Origin of the sequence: Propionicimonas sp. T2.31MG-18 (assembly GCF_964266745.1) — a bacterium.
Lineage (GTDB): Bacteria > Actinomycetota > Actinomycetes > Propionibacteriales > Propionibacteriaceae > Propionicimonas.
Genome location: NZ_CAXWGX010000001.1, coordinates 447,062 through 463,918, shown reverse-complemented (window position 1 = coordinate 463,918; position 16,857 = coordinate 447,062). Strand labels below are relative to the sequence as shown.

20 protein-coding genes are annotated in these 16,857 nt (G+C 69.6%); 17 read left to right on the top strand and 3 right to left on the bottom strand.

Translation table 11 applies throughout. The annotated features are described in order from the left end of the window. Position 1 precedes the first annotated feature (1 nt). On the bottom strand, positions 2-871 hold the full coding sequence (locus tag ACFQQJ_RS01935; RefSeq protein ID WP_377103517.1) for a 3-hydroxyacyl-CoA dehydrogenase: 870 nt from the start codon (positions 869-871) through the stop codon (positions 2-4). A gap of 459 nt (positions 872-1,330) precedes the next feature. Between ACFQQJ_RS01935 and ACFQQJ_RS01930 the strand changes: the two genes are divergently transcribed. Beyond that, a complete protein-coding gene (locus ACFQQJ_RS01930; RefSeq protein WP_377103515.1) occupies positions 1,331-2,647 on the top strand; it encodes a PocR ligand-binding domain-containing protein in 1,317 nt (438 codons plus the stop codon). Beyond that, the gene (locus ACFQQJ_RS01925) at positions 2,604-3,734 is read left to right on the top strand and encodes a 1-propanol dehydrogenase PduQ (RefSeq protein WP_377103513.1); all 1,131 of its coding nucleotides are present in this window, start codon (positions 2,604-2,606) and stop codon (positions 3,732-3,734) included. Before ACFQQJ_RS01930 ends, ACFQQJ_RS01925 begins: the two co-directional genes overlap by 44 nt. 9 nt (positions 3,735-3,743) lie before the next feature. Here the strand turns inward: ACFQQJ_RS01925 and ACFQQJ_RS01920 are convergent, their stop codons facing one another. Next, on the bottom strand, positions 3,744-4,169 hold the full coding sequence (locus ACFQQJ_RS01920; RefSeq protein WP_377103511.1) for a EutP/PduV family microcompartment system protein: 426 nt from the start codon (positions 4,167-4,169) through the stop codon (positions 3,744-3,746). Then, on the bottom strand, positions 4,166-4,507 hold the full coding sequence (locus tag ACFQQJ_RS01915) for a BMC domain-containing protein (protein WP_377103509.1): 342 nt from the start codon (positions 4,505-4,507) through the stop codon (positions 4,166-4,168). The genes ACFQQJ_RS01920 and ACFQQJ_RS01915 overlap by 4 nt, the downstream gene beginning before the upstream one ends. 278 nt (positions 4,508-4,785) lie before the next feature. On the opposite strand from ACFQQJ_RS01915, the gene pduA reads away from it, so the two are divergent. Genes pduA through ACFQQJ_RS01840 form a run of 15 tightly spaced genes read left to right on the top strand, consistent with a single transcriptional unit; the run spans position 4,786 to position 16,837 of the window. Next, the gene (pduA, locus tag ACFQQJ_RS01910; RefSeq protein ID WP_377103507.1) at positions 4,786-5,064 is read left to right on the top strand and encodes a propanediol utilization microcompartment protein PduA; all 279 of its coding nucleotides are present in this window, start codon (positions 4,786-4,788) and stop codon (positions 5,062-5,064) included. 14 nt (positions 5,065-5,078) lie between these two features. Beyond that, entirely contained in the window at positions 5,079-5,870 is a 792-nt protein-coding gene (gene pduB / locus ACFQQJ_RS01905) for a propanediol utilization microcompartment protein PduB (RefSeq protein ID WP_377103505.1), read from the top strand. Between the two features lie 14 nt (positions 5,871-5,884). Further along, complete coding sequence (locus ACFQQJ_RS01900; RefSeq protein WP_377103503.1) at positions 5,885-7,546, top strand: propanediol/glycerol family dehydratase large subunit; 1,662 nt, start codon at positions 5,885-5,887, stop codon at positions 7,544-7,546. Positions 7,547-7,558: 12 nt separating this feature from the next. After that, positions 7,559-8,221 carry a propanediol/glycerol family dehydratase medium subunit gene (locus ACFQQJ_RS01895; protein WP_377103501.1) on the top strand — a complete coding sequence of 221 codons (663 nt, stop codon included), beginning with the start codon at positions 7,559-7,561 and terminating at the stop codon, positions 8,219-8,221. Between the two features lie 11 nt (positions 8,222-8,232). Further along, positions 8,233-8,742 (top strand): diol dehydratase small subunit, encoded by a 510-nt coding sequence (locus ACFQQJ_RS01890; RefSeq protein WP_377103499.1) that lies wholly within the window; start codon positions 8,233-8,235, stop codon positions 8,740-8,742. Between the two features lie 37 nt (positions 8,743-8,779). After that, positions 8,780-10,594 (top strand): diol dehydratase reactivase subunit alpha, encoded by a 1,815-nt coding sequence (locus tag ACFQQJ_RS01885; protein ID WP_377103497.1) that lies wholly within the window; start codon positions 8,780-8,782, stop codon positions 10,592-10,594. After that, the gene (locus ACFQQJ_RS01880) at positions 10,591-10,941 is read left to right on the top strand and encodes a glycerol dehydratase reactivase beta/small subunit family protein (protein ID WP_377103495.1); all 351 of its coding nucleotides are present in this window, start codon (positions 10,591-10,593) and stop codon (positions 10,939-10,941) included. The genes ACFQQJ_RS01885 and ACFQQJ_RS01880 overlap by 4 nt, the downstream gene beginning before the upstream one ends. Before the next feature lie 10 nt (positions 10,942-10,951). Next, entirely contained in the window at positions 10,952-11,515 is a 564-nt protein-coding gene (locus ACFQQJ_RS01875; protein ID WP_377103493.1) for a BMC domain-containing protein, read from the top strand. Between the two features lie 15 nt (positions 11,516-11,530). Beyond that, entirely contained in the window at positions 11,531-11,809 is a 279-nt protein-coding gene (locus ACFQQJ_RS01870; RefSeq protein ID WP_377103491.1) for a BMC domain-containing protein, read from the top strand. Position 11,810: 1 nt separating this feature from the next. Beyond that, positions 11,811-12,452 (top strand): phosphate propanoyltransferase, encoded by a 642-nt coding sequence (gene pduL, locus ACFQQJ_RS01865; protein ID WP_377103489.1) that lies wholly within the window; start codon positions 11,811-11,813, stop codon positions 12,450-12,452. After that, a complete protein-coding gene (eutJ, locus tag ACFQQJ_RS01860; protein WP_377103487.1) occupies positions 12,449-13,309 on the top strand; it encodes an ethanolamine utilization protein EutJ in 861 nt (286 codons plus the stop codon). The genes pduL and eutJ overlap by 4 nt, the downstream gene beginning before the upstream one ends. Continuing rightward, positions 13,296-14,135: a flavoprotein gene (locus tag ACFQQJ_RS01855; RefSeq protein WP_377103485.1), complete on the top strand. Its 840-nt coding sequence runs from the start codon at positions 13,296-13,298 to the stop codon at positions 14,133-14,135. Before eutJ ends, ACFQQJ_RS01855 begins: the two co-directional genes overlap by 14 nt. A 1-nt stretch (position 14,136) precedes the next feature. Continuing rightward, positions 14,137-14,406 (top strand): EutN/CcmL family microcompartment protein, encoded by a 270-nt coding sequence (locus ACFQQJ_RS01850; RefSeq protein WP_377103483.1) that lies wholly within the window; start codon positions 14,137-14,139, stop codon positions 14,404-14,406. Beyond that, the gene (locus ACFQQJ_RS01845; protein WP_377103481.1) at positions 14,406-15,440 is read left to right on the top strand and encodes a cob(I)yrinic acid a,c-diamide adenosyltransferase; all 1,035 of its coding nucleotides are present in this window, start codon (positions 14,406-14,408) and stop codon (positions 15,438-15,440) included. The genes ACFQQJ_RS01850 and ACFQQJ_RS01845 overlap by 1 nt, the downstream gene beginning before the upstream one ends. Beyond that, complete coding sequence (locus tag ACFQQJ_RS01840; protein ID WP_377103480.1) at positions 15,437-16,837, top strand: aldehyde dehydrogenase family protein; 1,401 nt, start codon at positions 15,437-15,439, stop codon at positions 16,835-16,837. The genes ACFQQJ_RS01845 and ACFQQJ_RS01840 overlap by 4 nt, the downstream gene beginning before the upstream one ends. Positions 16,838-16,857 lie beyond the last annotated feature (20 nt).

The following is a 16,857-nucleotide window of genomic DNA, read 5'->3' as shown; positions in this document are numbered from 1 at the left end:
GCTAGCGGTAGTCGTAGAACCCCCGGCCGCTCTTCACCCCTGCCCGGCCCTGGTCGAGGTAGCCCTTGAGGAAGGCGGCGTTGCGGGTGAGCTGCGGGTCGCCCAGCGTGCGAGCCCAGTAGTCGGTGATGTGCCACGCGGTGTCGATCCCCACGTGGTCGAGCATGCCGAACGGTCCGTTCGGCATCTTCGTCACAGTCGTCCACGCGCGGTCGATGTCCTCCACCGTGGCCACCCCGTTGGCTGCGAGGGTGATCGCCTCGCGGTTGAGGGCGTTGTACATCGCGTTGAACACGTAGCCCGGACTCTCGCGCAGGAGGCGGATCGGGACCTGGCCGATTCTCCCGGCGAACCCGACCAGGGTCTCGACGGTCTCCGGGGAGGTGCCCGGGTGAGGCATGACGTCCACGATGGTGGCCGACCACACCGGCTGGTGGAAGTGCAGCGCAGCGAGGCGGTCCGGCCGGCCGGTGGCGTCCGCGAACAGCGACGGCACCAGCGAGGACGTGTTCGTGGCGAAGATCGTGCGCGCAGGGCAGAGCCGGTCGAGTTCGGCGAACACACGGCCCTTCAGCGCCGGGTCCTCCGGCACCGACTCCGAGACCAGGTCGGCCTCGTGCGCGGCCTCCGCCGGGTCGGTCGTCGCGCTGATGCGGGCCACGTCGGCCACCACGTCGGTGTGGGCGAAGGCGGGGTCGGACGCGACGTGCCCGGCGAGCGCGTCCAGGCGGGCACGGGCCCGGTCGAGGGCGGCCCGTTCGGTGTCCAGCAGCGTCACGGCGAAGCCGTGCGCCGCGCACTGCAGGGCGATCTGCTGTCCCATCGTCCCGGCCCCCACAACCAGCACGGTGCGGATGTCGTCGGCGTCCATCTCGGCGTCCCTCTCCTCTGCCCAGGGCCATGATGCACCCGCCGCGGCGACGGGTGGGGCGGGAGTGGAGGAGGCGCGCGACAGGACCCCAGAAAAGGGTTCAGCCCCGCCTTGGATGGAGGCGGGGCTTGCGTCCCCTATCCCTAAAGGACTGCTGTGAAGCAAAACACCTGTCGGCGATTGTAGTCCCCACGGCGGGGGACACCACGCTGATTTCCTGAGAGTTGGCTTTGGATTTCGTCGGTTCGGACGAGTTCGTACACCTTTCCGGCGCCGGTCCGCCGATGTCGCGCAAGGCCCCGGAACGGCGTCCCTGGCGAGGGGGCGGGGAGTGTACTGCGCTCGCGCTCCCAGCGGAAGGGGGAGCGCCGGACGGCACCGAAACCGATCGGTGGGACCGTCCCTTCACAGCCCGTCCCGGCAGGACTAGTGTCGGCACCGATCCAACCGGAGGCATCAATGGCTGAGCTTGGGATTGGGGCGGTGCTGGACCTCGGCCAGCTCCAGAAAGTACTTGAGGACTTCTCAGAGGCAACGGGCCTCGCGACTGTCGCCGTGGACACGCGCGGGGTCCCCGTGACCAGCGTCTACGCGTTCACGGACTTCTGCCGCCTCATGCGGAGCGACCCTGTCCGCAGCAAACTGTGCTACGGGTGCGACGCCCACGGCGGCCTGCAGTCGCTGATCGAGGGCGCGCCGCACATCTACCGGTGCCACTCGGGCCTGGTCGACTTCTCGGTGCCGGTCACCGACGGCGACAAGTACGTCGGCGCCATCCTGTGCGGGCAGGTGCGCGTGCCCGAGGCCGAGCAACCGGGCTACCTCACCGGCCTCTCCTCCTGGCACGGCGACGGCCAGCTCGAGGAGCTGTACAAGCAGGTGCCCGAGTCGAACCTGCGGCGCGTCGCCGCGGCGGCCAAGACGTTGCTCGGCCTCAGCGAGAGCATCGAGGGCGTCCGGCTGCCGAAGCGCCTCGGCCCGCAGCACCCGCTGCCCGCCTCCGGGACGCCCGAACGGCCGCTGCCGCGGATCGTCCCCGTCCAGGTGGTGCCCAGCCCGAACGCGCACCGTCCGGCGCCGGCACGGCCGCACGGGGCCCTGCAGGCGGCGCTGGAGTCCGAGGACCTCGCCGGCGCCTACGCCGAGGTGAGCCAGCTGCTGGACACCGTCTACGCCGAGGCCGAAGACCTGAGGGAGGGGATCGCCCGGCTGGAGGACCAGGTCGTCGACATCGCCAGGGACTGCGCGCCGAGGCTCGTCCCGCACCTGTCACAGATGGTGGAGCGCTACCGGGAACGCAGGGCGGCGTCGGTCAACCGGTACCAGATGCAGCTCTACTTCGAGCGCCTGCTGGGCACGGTCCTGGACGAGATCCTGCGCGGACGGCCCCACCGCAACCGCGACCTGCGCGACCTGCTCAACGACATCGCGCGGCACCCGAACCGGGCGCTGTCGCTCACCGAGGCGGCCGCGGCCACGCACTGGTCGCCCGGCCACCTGTCGAAGTTGTTCAAATCGGTCACCGGCTACACATTCGTGTCGTATGTCACAGCGTGGCGGATCTCGCGTGCGGAGCTGATGTTAGCTTGCACGCAGATGCCGGTTCAGAGGATCGCAACGGAGCTCGACTTCAACCAGGTGAACTACTTCTCCAGGGTGTTCCGGGCGCACACCGGTGTGTCTCCCAGCGAGTACCGGCGTCGGGCTTCTACGCGCGACGGGAGACCGACCGGTGTTTCGCTTCCAGCTCACCACAACGCTCTGCTACGGGCCTGATTCGCTGTCGGCACTGTCCGACCTCGACGGGCGCCGGGTCCTGATCATCACCGACTCGTTCATGGCGACGACGCCGTTGATGGGCCAGGTGCGCAACGCGCTGTCTGCGGCGACCGTCGAGGTGTTCGACCAGGTCATCCCGAATCCCGACATCACGGCCGTCGCCGCGGGATTGCGGGCGTTCCTCGCCTTCGGGCCCGAGGCGATGGTGGCGCTCGGCGGCGGGTCGCCGATCGACACGGCCAAGGCGGTCCGCAAGCTCGCGCTCGAGCAGGGCCACCGCACGGACGCCGGCTTCTACGTGATCCCCACCACGAGCGGCACCGGTTCGGAGGTGACGTCGTTCTCCGTCGTCACCGACCCGCACAGCCACGTGAAGCTCCCGCTGTTCTCCGACGACATGCTGCCCGACGTGGCCATCCTCGATCCCGAGGCCGTCGCGACGGCACCGCCGCGGCTGGTCGCCGACTCCGGCATGGACGCGGTCAGCCACGCCATCGAGGCCTACGTCGCGCTGGGGCACAACGACTTCTCCGACGCCCTGGCCGAGAAGGCGCTCCGGATCGCCGACACCTACCTGGTGCGCAGCTTCCGCAGCAATACCGACCTGAAGGCCCGCGAGCACCAGCACACCGGGGCGACGATGGCCGGGATCGCCTTCCAGAACGCCGGGCTCGGAATCGTGCACAGCCTGTCGCACTCCATCGGCGGGTCGTTCAAGGTGGCCCACGGCCGGCTCAACGGCATCCTGCTGCCGCACGTGATCGAGTACAACGCCGGCGTGCTCGGTGTCCGCCCGAGCTACGTCTCCGACGTCGGCCGCCGCTACGTCAGCCTGGCGAAGGCGATCGGCCTCACCGCGTCCAGTGACCGCAACGTCGTGTTCGGCCTGGTGGGCTGGCTGGAGCGGCTGCGCCGCGAGCTCGAGATGCCGGGCAGCATCACCGAGGCCGGCATCGACGCCAACGAGTTCCGCGCAGCGATCCCGACGCTGGCCGCGACGGCCCGCAAGGACTTCTGCACGTCCGGCAACCCCGTCCCGGCGACCGAGGGCGACCTGGCCGGCATCCTCCACGCCATCGTCTGACGGACGCGGTCAGGCGAGCCGCTCGGTGAGGGCCGCCATGCCGTCCCCGGTGAGGGCGGAGACCGACAGCGTCTCGGTGACCCCGGCGAGCCGCAGGTAGTCGCCGGCGATCGAGACCTGCTCGGGGGTGGCGATGTCGGTCTTGGTCACGACGCCGATCGAGGGCGGCATGAAGAAGGTCGTGAAGCCGGGCGGGAACTTCGCCTCGTAGACCGTCGCGGAGGCGAGCAGCACCACCAGCTCCACCTCGAAGGACGCCAGCCGCAGCGCGTGCTTGAACCACGGCAGTTCGAGGTACTCCCCCGGGGTGTCGACCACCTGGCCCTCCGCGTAGATCGACTCGGTCTTGGAGTACACCAGGTCGTCGCCGTGCAGCCGCTGGAGCAGGGTGGTCTTGCCGCAACCGACGCTGCCGACGAGGAGGATCCGCTTCACGTGTGCGTCAACGGCGGACGCGCGAAGCCGAGCTCGTCGCACAGCGTGCTGACCACGCTCTCCACCGCCGACTGGACGTCGGTGAGCCGGCCGATCACGACCAGGGAGCCGGAGAAGCGGTCGACGAAGCCGAGCTCGACGGCCGCGGCCTTGGTGGCGACGTCCGCGGCGATGATCGAGGCCTCGCTGGGCGTGATGGTCATCACCCCGATCGCACCGCCGCCGGGCGGCAGGCCGATCTTCGGGTACAGCCGCGCGTCGGGGTTCGCCACGACGTGGGCCAGCGTCACCTGCTTGCCCGGGACGAACTCCTGGATGATGCGCTGCTTCTCCGACATGACACCTCTCCTCGGGGCCGGAGCGGGGGCAGCGGCGCCCGTCCCGACGAGCCCATCGTGAGCAGCAGGGGCGGCAGTGTCAACCGCCCGGACCGTCCTGTGCTGACCTGCACGAATTGGTCGCGGCAGGTGCAATTTTTGGTCGTCCTTGGGTCAGGAAAGCGACCCGAAAGGGATCGCCCGAGGTCCGTTTCGTGCCGTGCCCGCGACCTAGCCTCAACAACGACCGGGGCCAGTGTCGGCTCCGGTGAAGCACCGACCCAACGGAGGAGTCTGGAATGCAAGAAGCCCTCGGAATGGTGGAGACGAAGGGTTTCGTCGCCGCCGTTGAAGCCGCAGACGCGATGGTGAAGTCTGCCAACGTCGTTCTCATCGGAAGCCAGCGAGTGGGCTCGGGTCTGGTCACCGTGCTCGTCCGCGGCGATGTCGGCGCGGTCAAGGCCGCCACCGACGCCGGCGCCGTTGCCGCCCAGAACGTCGGCGAGCTCGTCTCGGTCCACGTGATCCCGCGCCCGCACACCGATGTGGAGAAGATCCTCCCGTCCGCGGACAAGTGAGGGAGTGAGTCCCCATGGCAAGTGAAGAACTGGTCAACCAGATCATGTCCGCCGTCATGAAGAAGATCGACGGCGGCGCTGCTCCCGCAGCAGCCCCCGCACCCGCAGGTGCCCGTCCGGCCAGCACCGAGTACGTCGGCTGCAACCCGCTGGGCGACACCATCGGCCTGGTGATCGCCAACGTCGATCCCCAGATCCACGCCCTGATGAAGATCGACCCGAAGTACAAGTCGATCGGCATCCTGGGTGCCCGCACCGGCGCCGGCCCGCACATCTTCGCCGCGGACGAGGCCGTCAAGGCGACCAACACCGAGATCGTCACCATCGAGCTCCCGCGCGACACCAAGGGTGGCGCCGGTCACGGCTCGTTGATCGTCTTCGGTGCCGTGGACGTCTCCGACGCCCGCCGGGCCGTCGAGGTCGCCCTGAGCGAGCTCGACCGCACCTTCGGCGATGTCTACGCCAACGACGCCGGACACCTGGAGTTCCAGTACACCGCGCGGGCCTCCTACGCCCTGAACAAGGCGTTCGGCGCTCCGCTCGGCAAGTCCTTCGGCATCACCGTCGGCGCCCCCGCCGCCATCGGCGTGGTCCTGGCCGACACCGCGGTGAAGGCATCGACCATCGACGTCATCGGGTACGCAAGCCCCGCCGCCGGCACCAGCTACTCCAACGAGGTCATCTCGTTCTTCAGTGGCGACTCCGGTGCGGTCCGCCAGGCGATCATCGCCGCTCGTGAGGTCGGCCGTGGCCTGCTCGGTGCGCTCGGTGCGTACCCCGGCTCCGTCACGACCCCCTACATCTGAGACGAGGCTTCTTCGTGAAGAGCAAGCGTTTCGAGGCACTCGATGCCCGGCCCGTCAACCAGGACGGGTACGTAACCGAATGGCCTGAGGTCGGCCTGATCGCGATGAGCGGCCCGAACGACCCCAAGCCCTCGATCAGGATCGAGGGTGGCAAGGTCGTGGAGATGGACGGCAAGCAGCGCGCCGACTTCGACATGATCGACACCTTCGTCGCCGACTACGGCATCAAGCTGGACAACGCCGAGGCCGTCTGCAGGATGGACTCCCTCGACCTGGCCAGGAAGCTGTGCGACATCAACGTCCCGCGCTCCGAGGTGGTCCAGCTGACCACCGCCATGACCCCCGCGAAGATCTGCGAGGTCGTGGGCAAGATGACGGTGCTCGAGATGATGATGGCCGTCAACAAGATGCGGGCCCGCAAGTCCCCGGCCAACCAGGCGCACGTCACCAACGTGAAGGACCACCCGGTCCAGATCGCCGCTGACGCCGCAGAGGCCGCCCTGCGCGGCTTCGCCGAGCTGGAGACCACCGTCGGCGTCGCGCGCATCGCGCCGTACAACGCCATCGCGCTGATGGTCGGTGCGCAGGTCGGTCGTCCGGGCATCCTCACCCAGTGTGCGGTCGAGGAGGCCACCGAGCTGAACCTGGGCATGCGCGGCTTCACCGCGTACGCCGAGACGGTCTCGGTCTACGGCACCGAGCCGGTCTTCATGGACGGCGACGACACCCCGTGGTCGAAGGCCTTCCTGGCCTCCTGCTACGCGTCCCGCGGCCTGAAGATGCGGTTCACCTCCGGTACCGGCTCCGAGGTCCAGATGGGCTACGCCGAGGGCAAGTCGATGCTGTACCTGGAGGCCCGCTGCCTGTACATCACCAAGGCAGCCGGTTCCCAGGGCATCCAGAACGGCTCCGTCTCCTGCGTGGGCGTCCCGGCCGCGGTTCCCGGTGGTATCCGGGCGATCCTGGCCGAGAACCTGATCGCGATGGCGCTCGACCTCGAGTGCGCGTCGTCGAACGACCAGACCTTCACCCACTCCGACCTGCGTCGTGTCGCCCGGTCGCTGATGCAGTTCGTGCCCGGCACGGACTTCATCTGCTCCGGCTACTCGGCCACCCCGAACTACGACAACATGTTCGCCGGCTCCAACTGGGACGCCGACGACTACGACGACTGGCTGATCATCCAGCGCGACCTCAAGGTCGACGGTGGCCTGGTCCCGGTCCTCGAGGACGACGTGGTGCGGGTGCGCAACAAGGCCGCGAAGGTGATCCAGGCGCTGTTCCGTGAGCTCGGGCTGACCGACGTCAGCGACGCCGAGGTCGAGGCCGCCACCTACGCACGTGGTTCGCAGGACATGCCGAACCGCAACATGGTGGAGGACCTGAAGGCCGCGGAGGACCTGCTCAAGCGGGGCCTGACCGGTGTGGACATCGTCAAGGCCCTGGCCAAGACCGGCTTCGAGGATGTCGCCGGTTCCGTCTTCGGAATGCTCAAGCAGCGCGTGGCGGGCGACTACCTGCACACCTCGGCGATCCTCACCAAGGACTTCGAGGTCGTCAGTGCGGTCAACCAGCCCAACGACTACCGCGGGCCGCAGACGGGCTACCAGATCTCTGACGAGAAGTGGGCGCAGCTGAAGAACATCCGCCAGGCCATGAGCCCCGAGAACGTGTGAGGCGAGAGCGAGATGGACGAAAAGACACTGCGCAGCATCATCGAAGGCGTCATCAAGGAGTTCACCGAGGGCTCGGGGAAGGCGGCCACGGCCGTCGCCACCGCGCCCAGCGTGGTGGGCACCGCCGGTGAACTGAAGATCAGCGAGGCCGGGGCGGCCGAGCGCGGCACCAACCCGCGCGAGGTCGTGATCGCCCTGGCACCGGGCTTCGGTGGCCGGATGGTCAACACGATCGTCGGCATCCCGCACGCCGACGCCATCAAGGAACTGTGTGCCGGCATCGAGGAGCAGGGACTCACCTACCGGTTCATCCGGGTGTTCCGCACCGCGGACGTCGGCTTCATCGCCCACGAGGCGGCGAAGCTGTCCGGCTCCGGCATCGGCATCGGCATCCAGTCCCGCGGCACGACGGTGATCCACCAGAAGGACCTGCCGCCGCTGTCCAACCTCGAGCTGTTCTCCCAGGCTCCCCTGGTCGACCTCGACACGTTCCGGGCCATCGGCCAGAACGCTGCCAAGTACGCCAAGGGCGAGTCGCCGGCCCCCGTGCCGGTGCGCAACGACCAGATGGCACGGCCGAAGTACCAGGCCATCGCGGCGCTGTGGCACATCAAGGAGACCCAGCTGTGCGACCCGAACAAGAAGACTCAGACCCTCCGGGTCGAGTACCGGTAGGAGACGAGGATATGGAATCCGAAGAACTGATCCGCCAGATCATGGCCGAAGTCATGGCCAACCTCGGCTCCGACCAGGTGTCGTTCGCGAAGAAGCCGGCGGCCGCCGGTGCGGTCGACGCGTCCAGCTACCCGCTGGGCGAGCGGATGCCCGAGAAGATCAAGGCAGCCACCGGCAAGGTGCTGGCCGACTTCAGCCTCGACAAGGTGAAGTCCGGCGAGCTCACGGCCGATGACTTCCGCATCGCGCCCGAGACCCTCGAGATGCAGGCCCAGGTGGCCGAGTCCGTCGGTCGCGACACGCTCGCCCGCAACATGCGGCGTGCCGCAGAGCTGATCAAGGTCCCCGACGCCGAGCTCCTGCAGGTCTACAACGCCCTGCGTCCGTACCGCTCGACCAAGGGCGAGCTCTACGGCATCGCCGAGGGGCTGGAGACCAAGTACGGGTGCAAGATCAACGCCGCGTTCATCCGGGAAGCGGCGGACGTCTACGAGAAGCGCGGCCGTCTCAAGGTCGACTGACCCTGACCTGTCCGTACGACCTGGGAACTGAACCGACATGGCACTGATCGCCGGTATCGACATCGGTAACGCCACCACCGAGGTGGCACTCGCGGAGATCTCCTCGGGTGCCACCCCGGTGTTCCTGGCGTCCTCGATCGTGCCGACGACCGGCATCAAGGGGACGGCCCAGAACACCCAGGGTGTGTTCCACGCGCTCACGATGGCGCTGGACGCAGCCTCCCGGAAACTGTCGGATCTCGACCTGATCCGGATCAACGAAGCGGCGCCGGTCATCGGCGACGTGGCCATGGAGACGATCTCGGAGACGATCATCACCGAGTCGACCATGATCGGGCACAACCCGACCACTCCTGGCGGTCTCGGGATCGGCGTGGGGACGACCATTCCCCTCGCCGAGCTCGAGCACGCTCCGGCCGGCACGCCGTACATCGTGGTGGCCGACCGCGGCTACTCGTTCGAGGAGGTCGCCTCCCGGATCAACGCCGCTGCCGGCCGGGTCGACGTCGCCGGGGCGATCCTGCAGCGCGACGACGGTGTGCTGGTGCACAACCGCCTGCTGCACAAGATCCCGATCGTCGACGAGGTCGGCCTCATCGAGAAGGTGCCGCTGCACATGCTCGCGGCCATCGAGGTGGCCGAGGTCGGCCGGATCATCGAGACCCTCGCCAACCCGTACGGCATCGCCACGCTGTTCGGGCTGGACTCCGACGAGACCGCATCGGTCGTCCCGATGGCGCGCTCGCTGGTCGGGAACCGGTCGGCCGTGGTGATCAAGACCCCCAAGGGCGACGTCACCGAGCGCCGGATCCCGGCCGGGTCCCTGACCTTCATCGGCGACCGCACCGCCGATGTGGACGTCGACCGCGGCGCGGAGGAGATCATGCGCGTGGCCGGCTCGGTCGGCCGCATCCAGAACGTCCGTGGCGAGGCCGGCACCAACATCGGCGGCATGATGGAGAAGGTCCGTGTGGTCATGGGCCGGCTCACCGAGCGGGACCCGGCCGGCATCGAGGTGACCGACCTGCTCGCCGTCGACACGCAGGTGCCCCAGAAGGTTACCGGCGGCCTGGCCGGCGAGTTCTCGCTGGAGGCGGCCGTCGGTATCGCGGCCATGGTCAAGGCCGACCGGCTGCAGATGCAGCGGATCGCCCACGACATGACCGCACAGTTCGGCATCCAGGTCGAGGTTGGCGGCGTAGAGGCTGACATGGCCGTACGTGGCGCGCTGACCACGCCCGGCTCGTCCGTCCCGATCGCCATCCTCGACATGGGTGCCGGCTCCACCGACGCGTCGGTGCTGCGCGGGGACGGGATCGCGCGGTCGATCCACCTGGCCGGCGCCGGCAACATGGTGACCCTGCTGATCCAGTCCGAGCTCGGGCTGGAGAGCTCGGAGGACGCCGAGAACGTGAAGCGCTACCCGCTGGCGCGGGTGGAGACGCTGTTCAACATCCGCCACGAGGACGGCACCGTCCAGTTCTTCGACACCCCGCTGCCCCCGCACGTCTTCGCCCGGACCGTGGTGCTGCACCCCGAGGGCATGATCCCGCTCCAGATCACGCACCCGCTGGAGGTCATCCGCCAGGTGCGGATCCGCGCCAAGGAGCGGGTGTTCGTCACCAACGCCCTGCGGGCCCTGGCCGCGGTGAGCCCCACGAGCAACGTCCGCGACATCGCGCACGTGGTGCTGGTGGGCGGCTCGGCGCTGGACTTCGAGATCCCGCAGCTGGTCACCAAGGCCCTGGCCGAGTACCGCGTGGTCGCCGGACGCGCGAACATCCGCGGCACCGAGGGCCCCCGCAACGCCGTGGCCACCGGCCTCGTGCTGGCCTGGGAGGCGCAGCGATGAGCAACGCCAACCGTCCCACGATCCGGCTGCGGCTGAACGAGCGCCTCGCCGACACCCAGATCCTCGAGGTGCTGCACGGCATCGAGGAGGAGGGCGTGCCGGTCGAGGTGACCCGCCACGCCGAGCTCAACCCCCTCGTGCTGGCGCACGAGGCCAGCCTGGAGTCCCGCCTCGGCATCGGCATCGGGGTCAGCCTCGACTTCGTGGTCGTGACCACGGAGAAGCTCCCCGCCTCCGCCCCCTACCTCGCCGCGCGCCTGAACGCGACCGAGGCCAACGACCGCGCCGCCGGCGCCAACGCCGCCCGGCTCGTCAAACGAATGCCACTCATCGAGCTGACTGCCTGAAGGAGCACTCATGCCACAACTCAGCCTCGGCACCATCGAGGTGCTCGGCCTGCCCGCGGCGGTCGAGGCCGCCGACGTCGCCCTCAAGACAGCGGACGTGAAGCTGATCGGCTACGAGACCACCGACGGCATGGGAATGGTCGCGGTGAAGATCGAGGGCCAGGTGTCCGCGGTCACCTCCGCCGTCCAGGCCGCCTGCGCCGCGGCGTCCCGGATCACGAAGGTGTTCGCCACCTCGGTGATCCCGCGCCCGTCCGACCAGCTGTCGCCCGTGGTGCTCACCGACGTCACCGTCGGCCTCGCGCCGAAGCCCGCGCCTGCTCCCGAGCCCGAGCCTGAGCCCGTCCCCGAGCCGGAACCTGAGCCGGAGCCCGCCCCGGTCGCCGAGCCCGAGCCGACCCTGGTCGAGCCCGAGCCCGAGCCGACGCTGGTCGAGCCGGAGCCGGCGGCAGCGGCCGAGCCCGCCGCCGAGCCGGCCGTGGCCGAGGCGCCCGCGCCGCCGGCTCCCAGGAAGGCCTCCACGCCGGCGTCCCCGCGCCGCCGGTCCTCCGGCACCCGTACTCCCAAGAAGTAGGAAAGGAACGCAACCATGAGTGAGGCACTCGGCATGGTCGAGACCAAGGGCTACGTCGGCGCCGTCGAGGCGGCGGACGCCATGGTCAAGTCGGCCAACGTCACCCTGATCGGCTACCAGAAGGTCGGGGCCGGCCTGGTCACCGTCCTCGTGCGTGGCGACGTCGGCGCGGTGAAGGCCGCCGTCGACGCCGGAGCCGCCGCCGCGGCGAAGGTGGGCGAAGAGGTCGTCAGCAAGCACGTGATCCCGCGGCCGCACGCGGACGTGGAGCAGTTGCTCCCCAAGAAGGCCTGACATGGCCGCTCCGGACACCCGTCAACTCGTCGAGGAGGTGACACGGACCGTGCTCAGCCGCCTGCAGGACATGCAATTGCAGATCGTGGTGGGAGTGTCGAACCGCCATGCCCACCTGAGCAGGGAGGACCTGGCCACCCTGTTCGGGCTCGACGCCATGACCGTGTACCGGAGGGTCCGCCAGCCCAGTGACTTCGCCGCCGTCGAGACCGTGTCGGTCTCGGGGCCGCGGGCCACGTTCCCCAAGCTGCGCCTGATGGGGCCCTGCCGGGCCAAGACGCAGGTGGAGCTGAGCCGCACCGACTGCGTGACCCTCGGCATCGACGCGCCGATCACGCAGTCGGGGCACCTGGACGAGGCCGGCCCGATCGACATCGAGGGCCCGCGCGGGAAGATCCACGTCCCGCACGGGGTGATGGTGGCCGCCCGGCACATCCACATGGGCCCGAGCCACGCCGAGGCCCTCGGCGTCAAGGACCAGGACCTGGTGAGCATCGAGTTCGGCGGCCAGCGCGGCGGCGTCCTCGACAACTTCATCATCCGGCTCAAGGACGACTGGGTCCCCGAGATCCACCTCGACACCGACGAGGCGAACGCCCTCGGCGTGAGCGACGGTGACTTCGGGAAGCTGATCAGGAAGTGACCGCGACCATGGCACCGGCCATCCGTTCCATCGAGGCGCCCGAGGCGGCCATCCGCCGCTTCGCGCACCTGGTGCGCACGGGTGAGGTGGACGAGCCCCTCGGGGAGATGCGCCTGGGCATCGACCTCGGTACCGCCAACATCGTGGTCTCGGTGGTCGACGCCGGGAACCGTCCGGTGGCCGGCGGGTGGGTGCACTCCACCGTGGTCCGCGACGGTGTCGTGGTCGACTGGCTCGGCGCAACCACCGCGGTGCGCCGCCTGAAGGAGGACGTCGAGCGGCGCCTCGGCCACCGCTTCACCGCGGCGTCGGTGTCGATCCCGCCGGGGATCAGCGAGGGCGACATCAAGGTGTTCCGCAACGTGGCCGGTGCCGCGGGCCTCGACACTGCCGAGGTCGTCGACGAGCCGGTGGCCGCCGCGCGCACCCTCGGCATCACCGACGGCTGCGTGATCGACATCGGCCACGGCACCACCGGTGTCTCGATCCTGGACGACGGCGAGGTCGTGCTGTCTGTGGACGAGGCGACCGGCGGCCACCACATGTCGCTGGTGCTCGCCGGGGCGTACCGGATCGACTACGACGAGGCCGAGGCCATGAAGAAGGACCCGGCCCGACGTGACGACGTGGTCGGGGTCATCCGGCCGACGCTGGAGAAGATGGCGTCCATCGCCGCGGCGGCCCTGGCCGGCCGCGACGTGCCGATGGTCTACCTCGTCGGCGGGTCGAGCTCGTTCCCCAACGCGCCGGACGTGTTCGCGTCCCGGCTCGGACGACCGGTCGTGCGCCCGATCGAGCCGCTGTTCGTGACGCCACTGGGCATTCCGATGAAGGAGGTCGGCGATGACCGAGGCTGAGCTGCGCGACATCGTCCGCGCGGCGATCCTCGAGGTGATGGGGCCCTCCCCGCGACGGGCGCTGGTGGTGTTCACCGGTGGCCTGCTCGGGTTCGAGGACGCGATCGCCTCGCTGCGGGTGCTCGCCGCCCAGGGGGTCCAGCTGGACTACCTGCAGACCCCGAGCGCGGAGCGGATCCTCGACCAGGACCTGATCCGGTCGCTCGGCATGCGGGAGGTGTCCAAGAGGATGGTCGAGGAGCACGACATGCTCATCGCGCCCACCCTGACCTCCAACATCGCGGCGAAGGTGGCCCACGGCATCGCCGACTGCCTCGCCAGCAACCTGTTCAGCGAGTTCATCATGGCCAACCGGCTGGTGGTCGCCTCGCGCACCGCGATCTGCCCCGACGGGTCGGCCAAGCAGTCCTGGTTCCCGCACATGCCACCGGCCTACGCCGACCTGCTCCGCGGCAACCTGTCCGCCCTGGCGGCGTTCGGCGTCCGGCTGACCGAGTCCCGCTTCCTGTGCCGGACGGCGCTGGCGGCCTGGGACCGCCGCGACCAGGAGCGCCGCGCGCCGTTCGTCGCCGAGCTCGGCACCTCGGTGGCCGGTGTGCTGGCCGGCCTCGACGGCTCCGCCGCACCGGCGACAGCCTCGCCAGCGGCGGCCATGCCGGCCCCCGCGCCCGGCGTGGTGCCGTGCGCCCGCAGCCTGATCAGCCAGCAGGTCGTCCAGCAGCTGCCGAACGGCGTCGAACTGCGGGTCACCGCCGGCGCCCGCGTCACCGCCCTCGCCCGCGACCTGGCCGCGGCCCGTTCCATCCGTATCACCCGGGAGGTCTGAGATGTTCCTGGCCAAGGTGCGTGGCACCGTCGTCTCCACCAGCAAGGACGAGCGGCTGGTCGGCTTCAAGCTCCTCGTGATCCAGCGGATCGGGATCGAGGACGAGTACGTGGGCATGCCGCAGGTGGCGGTCGACACCGTGGGCGCCGGCGTCGGCGCCACGGTGATCGTGACCGGGGGCAGCTCGGCGCGGGTGTCCTCGCGCCCCGACTCGCCCATCGACTCCACGATCGTCGGGATCGTCGATTCCGTGGAGATCGGCGGCGAGTAATGCCGAACGTCTACACGCGCACGGGCGACAAGGGCCTGACCGGCCTGTTCGGTGGCTCGCGCGTGCCCAAGCAGGACATGGCGGTGGAGGCCTACGGCACGGTGGACGAGGCGAACTCGGCCATCGGCGAGGCCAAGGCCGTGGCGATGGACGAGGCCGTCCGCGCCACCCTGCACGGGATCCAGCAGCGCCTGTTCGTGCTGGCCGCGGAGCTCGCCAGCGACGAGCGGGGACGGGCGATCCTGGACAACACGATCAGTGACGCCGACGTCGCAGACCTCGAGGGCCTGATCGACATGTGCCTGGAGGTCACCGGCCCGCAGCGCGCGTTCGTCGTCCCCGGACGCGACATCCCCTCCGCAGCCCTGCACAAGGCGCGGACCGTGACGCGGCGCGCGGAGCGCCGCGTGCTCACCATGGCCGAGACCCACCCCGTCCGCCCGGAGCTGGTCACCTACCTGAACCGGCTCTCCGACACCCTCTACGCCCTGGCCCGGCTCACCGAGCACCACCACGACCTCGGGCGGGTGGAGACCCTCGTCCGCGACGCGGTGGCCAGGGCACTGGGTGCCGCCCCGGCAACCCCGGGGGCGGTTCCCGGCCGGCCGGGACCGGCTTCCGTGTTCGACCTCGCGGCCTGCAAGGCCATGGCCGAGGCGGCCGAGGCCGAGGCCGCGGCGATGGGCGTCCCGATCGTCTTCGCCGCCGTGGACGAGGGCGGCAACCTGATGCTGCTGCACCGCATGGCCGACTCGCTGCTCGGCAGCATCGACATCGCGGTCAACAAGGCGTTCACCTCGGCGGCGTTCAAGCTGCCGACGTCGGCGCTCAAGGACCCGTCCGCGCCCTCGGGCGACCTGCACGGCATCCAGAACTCCAACGACGGCCGGGTGGTCGTCTTCGGCGGTGGTCTCCCGGTCTTCGTCGACGGACGGATCGCCGGCGGCATCGGGGTGTCGGGGGGAACCGTCGACGAGGACGTCCGCATCGTCACGCACGCATTGAACACAGCCCAGGAGGCGAGCCACTCATGACCGATATCACCCCTGAGATCGTCCGCAAGGTCGTGGAAGAGGTCTTCCGGGAGGTCCTCGGCAACCAGCCGCCGGCCCCGGTGAGCGACGGCATCTTCCCCGACATGGACAGCGCGATCGTCGCGGCGGACGCCGCCTGGCGCGCGTACCTCGACTGCTCGATGAAGGACCGGGCGCGCTTCGTCCGGGTGATCCGCGACGTGGCCCTCGTGCCCGAGCACCTGGAGTACATGGCCCGGTGTGCGGTCGAGGAGACCGGCATGGGCAACATCACGGACAAGATCGCGAAGAACCGCGCGGTGGCCGAGCTGACGCCCGGCACGGAGGACCTGACCACGGAGGCGTGGTCCGGTGACGACGGCCTGACGACGGTGGAGATCTCCCCGTTCGGCGTGATCGGCGCGATCGCCCCCACCACGAACCCGACCGAGACGATCATCAACAACGGCATCGGGATGCTCGCCGCCGGCAACGCCGTCGTGTTCAGCCCGCACCCGCGGGCCACGAAGATCAGCCAATGGCTGATCCGCGAGCTGAACCGCGCGCTCGCCGAGGCCGGGGCGCCGCCGAACCTCATCGTGACCGTCGCGGAGCCGTCCATCGAGAACACCAACGCGATGATGCAGCACAAGCTGGTGCGCCTGCTGGTGGCCACCGGCGGGCCGGCGATCGTGAAGGCCGTGCTGTCCAGCGGCAAGAAGGCCATCGGCGCCGGTGCGGGCAACCCGCCGGCGGTCGTCGACGCCACGGCCGACATCGAGAAGGCGGCCAGGGACATCGTCAACGGCGCCAGTTTCGACAACAACCTGCCCTGCACCGCGGAGAAGGAGGTGATCGCTGTCGAGTGCGTGGCCGACCTGCTGAAGTTCGAGATGGCCAAGAACGGCGCGTACGAACTGCGGGATCCCGCCCTGATCGCGAAGCTCGAGGCCCTGGTCGTCAACGGACGCCACGCGGTGACCGACTGGGTGGGCAAGGACGCCTGGCGGATCCTCGAGGCGATCGGTGTCGTGCCACCGCCCGGGACGCGCCTGATTATCGCCGAGGTGCCGTTCGAGCACCCGTTCGTGCGGGTCGAGCTGATGATGCCGATCCTGCCGATCGTGCGCGCGAAGAACGTGGCCGAGGCGATCGACATGGCGGTCATCGCCGAGCACGGCAACCGCCACACCGCGATCATGCACTCCACCGACGTCAACGCCCTCACCCGGATGGCCAAGCGGATCCAGACCACGATCTTCGTCAAGAACGGCCCGTCCTACGCCGGTATCGGGATCGGCGGCGAGGGGTACTGCAGCTTCACCATCGCCGGCCCCACCGGCGAGGGGCTGACGTCCGCGCGCACCTTCGCCCGTCGTCGGCGCTGCGTCCTTGTCGGCGGGCTCAACGTCCGCTGAGGTGGGTCCCGCCCGGGGGC